This is a genomic window from Microbacterium sp. UBA1097 (assembly GCF_002313585.1).
Lineage (GTDB): Bacteria > Actinomycetota > Actinomycetes > Actinomycetales > Microbacteriaceae > Microbacterium.
In genome coordinates this window covers 150258-154693 of record NZ_DCBW01000060.1, presented here as the reverse complement: position 1 = coordinate 154693, position 4436 = coordinate 150258, and the positions used below count along the sequence as shown (strand labels likewise).

10 protein-coding genes are annotated in these 4436 nt (G+C 65.7%); 7 read left to right on the top strand and 3 right to left on the bottom strand.

All coding sequences use genetic code 11. The annotated features are described in order from the left end of the window. Nucleotides 1-12: 12 nt before the first annotated feature. The 3 genes from B4F19_RS14725 (at nucleotide 13) to B4F19_RS14715 (ending at nucleotide 1704) form a co-directional block, all read left to right on the top strand. A complete protein-coding gene (locus B4F19_RS14725; RefSeq protein ID WP_414683168.1) occupies nucleotides 13-156 on the top strand; it encodes a DUF933 domain-containing protein in 144 nt (47 codons plus the stop codon). A 100-nt stretch (nucleotides 157-256) separates the two neighbouring features. Then, a complete protein-coding gene (locus B4F19_RS14720) occupies nucleotides 257-868 on the top strand; it encodes a hypothetical protein (protein ID WP_292735939.1) in 612 nt (203 codons plus the stop codon). Between the two features lie 158 nt (nucleotides 869-1026). Beyond that, on the top strand, nucleotides 1027-1704 hold the full coding sequence (locus B4F19_RS14715; RefSeq protein WP_228177061.1) for an alpha/beta fold hydrolase: 678 nt from the start codon (nucleotides 1027-1029) through the stop codon (nucleotides 1702-1704). Here B4F19_RS14715 and B4F19_RS14710 read toward each other — a convergent pair. Further along, complete coding sequence (locus B4F19_RS14710; protein ID WP_292728517.1) at nucleotides 1686-2021, bottom strand: hypothetical protein; 336 nt, start codon at nucleotides 2019-2021, stop codon at nucleotides 1686-1688. The two genes, B4F19_RS14715 and B4F19_RS14710, sit on opposite strands and share 19 nt — an antisense overlap. Before the next feature lie 112 nt (nucleotides 2022-2133). Here B4F19_RS14710 and B4F19_RS14705 point away from each other — a divergent pair, with 112 nt between their 5' ends. The 4 genes from B4F19_RS14705 to B4F19_RS14690 all read left to right on the top strand — a co-directional run bounded on the left by B4F19_RS14705 (nucleotide 2134) and on the right by B4F19_RS14690 (nucleotide 3965). Next, complete coding sequence (locus tag B4F19_RS14705) at nucleotides 2134-2964, top strand: oxidoreductase (protein WP_228177062.1); 831 nt, start codon at nucleotides 2134-2136, stop codon at nucleotides 2962-2964. A gap of 76 nt (nucleotides 2965-3040) precedes the next feature. Further along, a complete protein-coding gene (locus B4F19_RS14700) occupies nucleotides 3041-3385 on the top strand; it encodes an NAD(P)H-dependent oxidoreductase (RefSeq protein ID WP_292728520.1) in 345 nt (114 codons plus the stop codon). 63 nt (nucleotides 3386-3448) lie between these two features. Then, nucleotides 3449-3766 (top strand): hypothetical protein, encoded by a 318-nt coding sequence (locus B4F19_RS14695; protein WP_228177064.1) that lies wholly within the window; start codon nucleotides 3449-3451, stop codon nucleotides 3764-3766. Nucleotides 3767-3803: 37 nt separating this feature from the next. Next, nucleotides 3804-3965, top strand: coding sequence for a hypothetical protein (locus B4F19_RS14690; RefSeq protein WP_292735936.1), 162 nt, complete (start codon nucleotides 3804-3806; stop codon nucleotides 3963-3965). Here the strand turns inward: B4F19_RS14690 and B4F19_RS14685 are convergent. Together B4F19_RS14685 and B4F19_RS14680 are read right to left on the bottom strand one after the other, a co-directional pair. Further along, nucleotides 3940-4206, bottom strand: coding sequence for a DUF7218 family protein (locus tag B4F19_RS14685; protein WP_292735933.1), 267 nt, complete (start codon nucleotides 4204-4206; stop codon nucleotides 3940-3942). The genes B4F19_RS14690 and B4F19_RS14685 overlap by 26 nt on opposite strands. 74 nt (nucleotides 4207-4280) lie before the next feature. Further along, on the bottom strand, nucleotides 4281-4436 hold a 156-nt coding region (locus B4F19_RS14680; protein ID WP_292735945.1), incomplete at its 5' end, for an SDR family oxidoreductase.

Here is a 4436-nt window from a genome sequence, read left to right as displayed (position 1 = left end):
GAGAAGGGCTTCATCAAGGCCGAGGTCATTTCGTTCGACGATCTCGTCGACGCGGGGTCGGTGCTCGAGGCTCGTTCGCGCGGCAAGGCGCGGCTTGAGGGCAAGGACTACGTCATGCAGGACGGCGACGTGGTGGAGTTCCGCTTCAACAACTGAATCGCCGGCCGCGGCTTGCGGCGCGCTGTCGGTTGGAGCCAGGCTATCTCTCACGCTCGTGGTGTTTCTGGTGGCCGCGACCGCGTTCGCTGGGTGTACCGTGACGGCGCCGGAGTCCGTCAAGACACTCGGCGCTCCCGTCCCCACGGCTGTCGCTACGCCGATCTCCGAGGCTTCGTCTGCGACGGAAGCGACAGATCCGGACTCCTGCGCCGGCCTATCCCAGGTCGTGAGCGAATCCGACGGTTTGTACTGGGAGCGGCGCGGGAGCCTTCGTGATCTGGGCGCACGAGAGTTCGCGCAAGGCGAGGTCACAGCCGATGATGACGGTGCTCCTGTGGCCTATACAGTTGCGTCCGGTGACGTCGAGTCCGTGATCGCTGAACGGCTCTGCGCGTACCCAAACCTGGCTCAGATGAACCACGTGCGTGTGATTCATCCGGGTCATGTGCTCTGGCTCACCCCCGACCCGGCCATTCCCTGGGTTCCCTACTACGCCCCAGGTGACGCGCCTGCGGGGTTCGAGCAGATTCCTTACCAGCAGGCAATCGAGTCCGCGGGCGCGGCAGTTGACACTGGGGACGTGGACACCGTGCGGTCAATCTGGAACGACACGCTCAAGCCGATGTTTGCGAACCAGACCACCATCGACGCGGTCCAAGAGGTCGTGGACGCCGGTGACCTCGACGCGCTGCGCCAACTCTTCTCCTGACCTCGCGCCTCGGTGGAGACGACGCCAGTGGACTGGGTGAGCCGCCGGGAACGGATTGTCCGCACCCTCGTTCGGTTAGGGTCGTCCAGGGTGATCACGCTTACGCGCTCTGTCCCGGTTGGGTCATGAGGCGCTGGCTTCGAGAGGACGGAGACGACATGGCTGACATCGAGACGTTCGAACCCGATGGGCGAGCGATCCCGTACGCCGAGGACCGCCGCAACGGCCCGTCTCTCGTGCTGGTGCCCGGCCAGGGATTGAACATCGGCTACCTCGGGCCACTTGCCGAAGCGCTCGCCGAGGAGGACTTCCACGTCGTGCGGATCGGCAGCCGTCTCCCGCAGTCTGGGGCCGAACCGACGATGCACGATCTTGCCGAGGACGTCATCGACGTGATGGATCACCTCGACCTTGCGTTCCCCTGGGTCGGTGGACACGGCTTTGGCGGCTCGGTGGCGCGCATCGCTTCCATCGACCACCCCGGGCGGTTCGGCGGACTCCTGCTTCTCGGCGTCGAGGGGACCGAGGATGCCGCGGCATCCGCTGCATCCGAGGTGCCGGAGAACGCCCGTAAGTCCGAGCTCGTCGCCATGCAGCGCGCTGCTCGCGCCGCGACGCCTGAGGTCGGCCCGCTCGAGATCCCGCCGGGTATCCCCATCCTGATCATCCAGGGAGCCGACGATGAGGTGGCAGCGCCGGCGAACGGCGAGGCTCTCGCAGCGCGCGCTCCCGAGCGGATCAGCGTCGTCACGATCGAGGGAGCCCGTGACCTGTTCCCGCTGACCCATGTCGGGGAAACCGCCTGGCCCATCGAGGATTACCTCGACTGGGACTGATCTGGCGCGCTCTCGTCCGCCTCGAAGACGGGAAGCGTCAGCCAGGCGTGACCCGCGGCGAGGCGCGCCGCCTGCCCGCCCACACCGAGTGCACCAAGCGGGACAAGCGACGAGTCGGCGGCCGTGAAGTGATACGCGTGTGCCATACCCCAGCAGTCGGTCCAGTGGTCGTCTCGCCCACACGTGAAGACCCATCCGAGCGAGTCATGCGAGACGAATCCGACTGGGCGCTCGCCCTCGCGGATGTGGCAGCAGGTGAGGACGAGGTCGTCAAACGCCGCTGGAGTCGCTGCAGCAGAAGAGTTGTACGTGGTCATGAACGTGCTCCTGTTCCATCGGGAGAGGGGCACGCTCTCGGTATGCATCGCACTCTAGGTCGAGCCTCCGACATCCGGAGCTGACCGCCACGGGGCGTGATGAACTAAGGGAATGAGCCCGAAACCACGCCCCGTCGTCCTCATCACCGGCGCTTCCTCAGGGATCGGCCACGCCACGGCACTCGCGCTCGCTGCGCGCGGCTGGATCGTTTACGGCGCAGCGAGGCGGGTAGACCGGATGCAGGAGCTCGAGGCAGCCGGATGCCAGGTGATCGCGATGGATGTCACGGATGACGCATCCCTGCGCGCTGGCGTTGACCGCATCATCCGTGAGCAGCGGCGTTTGGACGTGCTCGTCAACAACGCTGGTTACGGGTCGTACGGCGCACTCGAGGACGTGCCCATCGACGAGGCCCGCCGCCAGTTCGAGGTCAACGTCTTCGGGCTGGCGCGGCTCAGCCAGCTCGTGATCCCGACGATGCGCGCTCTCGGGCGCGGCCGCATCATCAACGTCTCGTCCATCGGCGGGCGCATCTACGAACCGATCGGCTCCTGGTATCACGCCACGAAGTTCGCGGTCGAAGGGCTCTCGGACTCACTGCGGATCGAACTGGCCCCCCACGGGATCGACGTGGTCATCATCCAGCCGGGGCCGATCCGGACCGAGTGGAACTCGATCTCGCGCCGGAGCGCCAAAGAGTACTCGGGAGCCGGTCCGTATGCCGAGCAGGCCCGAGCCCTCGTCCGCAACTACGAACGCGTCGACGACTCGCCGGCATCCGGGACCCCAGAGGATGTCGCGGCCACAATCGTGCGCGCGGCGACAGCGCGGCGGCCGAAGACCCGATACGCGACTCCGGCGTCAGCGAAGATCGTCGTCGCCGCACGTCGCCTGCTCCCTGATCGGATCATGGACCTGATCCTCAGGCGTCTGGCCATGTAGACCAGGCGCCCGGTCTCCGCGCTCGTCGGATGTCAAGGCCCGCGACGGGGCTCGCGGTGACCGATTGACTGGCGCCATGACTGAGACACCCCTGCGCGCGATCCCGCTCAACTGCACGCTCAAGCCGTCGCCCGCCGAGTCCAGCACTCAAGACCTCACCGACATCGTGCTCGACTCCCTGACGCAGCACGGCGCTTCCAACAGCACGGTGAGGGTGGTCGATCTCGACATCCGTCCCGGCGTCGAAGCCGACATGGGTGACGGCGACCAGTGGCCGAAGGGCCGTCAGCAGATCCTGGATTCCGACATCCTCGTCTTCGCGACTCCGACCTGGGTCGGACATCTCTCCAGTGGCATTGAACGCCGCTCACCTCGCTCGAGTGCTTCGTGCGACTCCTTATCCTGCGCCCTAATGTCCTAGGACTAGAGACTGCACTTGTCAACGGCCTCGTACCTCGCAATCCACAGAAGGTACGTTCGCGGCATGAAGCAAGTGCACTATGCCGGTAGGTCGCTCTTCATGCACGACGACACTGCCGATGCCCTGATCGATTACGCCCGCGTGCTCAGCGAGCACCGCTCCGCGGATGCTGTCACCGTTCCTGCCGTAAGCGCGGAGGGCAACCCGGTCACGGTCACACTGCTTCTCAATGAAGCCGCCGCGTTCGTCGTCGAATCCGTCGCAGGCGGCATCACGATCGAGCCCGATCAGGATGCGCTCGAAGAGATTGAACGGCGCACTCGACAGCTTGAGGGAGTGCGTGGCGGGGCCCCCGATGAGCCATGGCCCCTCGAGCTGTAGACCTGCGAGGCATGCTCGCGAGCGTTACTGTTGGCCCATGAAGGCTCTGCGAACCGTCGGAATCTGGGCAACAGTGATCGCCGCGATCACCACGGTGCTCGGCATCCTCGTGACAGAACTGGTCTCGCTGCTTGCCGCCGTGCTGGGCGCGGTAGTGCGAGTCGTGCCGAACCTCAGTGGTTCCGCAGGGCGTCGATGAGCTCTTTCTTGCGCATCGACGAGTAGCCGCTCAGTCCCAGTTCCTTCGCGCGCTTCTTGAGTTCGTCGACGGTCCAGTCGTCGTAGCTGCCCGATTCGCCGCCCTTGCGTCCGACGTTCGAGCGTCCGCGATTGGCTGCTGCATTCGAGATGCGGGCCGCCTTCTCTTTCGAGGCGCCGTCATCGCGCAGTTCCTCGTACAGCTCCGGGTCCTTCAGACTCGAGTTCCGGCGTCCAGGCATGGTTCCTCTTTTCTGTCGGTGGCTCTGTCGGTGGCGGAGAGGCCACGGATGGCCGATGGGTGAGGCTCGGTACGCTAGAGCGCACGTCCTCCCGTGACCGGGAAGACGCCGCCCGAGACGTATGAGGCCTCGTCACTTGCGAGGTAGACGTACATGCCCGCAAGTTCTGCGGGTTGCCCGGCGCGCCCGAGCGGGGTGTCGCTGCCGAAGGTCGTGAGCTTTTCCTCATC

Excerpts from the sequence above, each read along its gene's own strand:
- B4F19_RS14710 (WP_292728517.1), bottom strand. The coding sequence starts at position 2,021 with ATGACCACGTACAACTCTTCTGCTGCAGCGACTCCAGCGGCGTTTGAC.
- B4F19_RS14685 (WP_292735933.1), bottom strand. The coding sequence starts at position 4,206 with ATGCCTGGACGCCGGAACTCGAGTCTGAAGGACCCGGAGCTGTACGAG.
- B4F19_RS14690 (WP_292735936.1), top strand. The coding sequence starts at position 3,804 with ATGAAGGCTCTGCGAACCGTCGGAATCTGGGCAACAGTGATCGCCGCG.
- B4F19_RS14695 (WP_228177064.1), top strand. The coding sequence starts at position 3,449 with ATGAAGCAAGTGCACTATGCCGGTAGGTCGCTCTTCATGCACGACGAC.
- B4F19_RS14705 (WP_228177062.1), top strand. The coding sequence starts at position 2,134 with ATGAGCCCGAAACCACGCCCCGTCGTCCTCATCACCGGCGCTTCCTCA.
- B4F19_RS14715 (WP_228177061.1), top strand. The coding sequence starts at position 1,027 with ATGGCTGACATCGAGACGTTCGAACCCGATGGGCGAGCGATCCCGTAC.
- B4F19_RS14700 (WP_292728520.1), top strand. The coding sequence starts at position 3,041 with ATGACTGAGACACCCCTGCGCGCGATCCCGCTCAACTGCACGCTCAAG.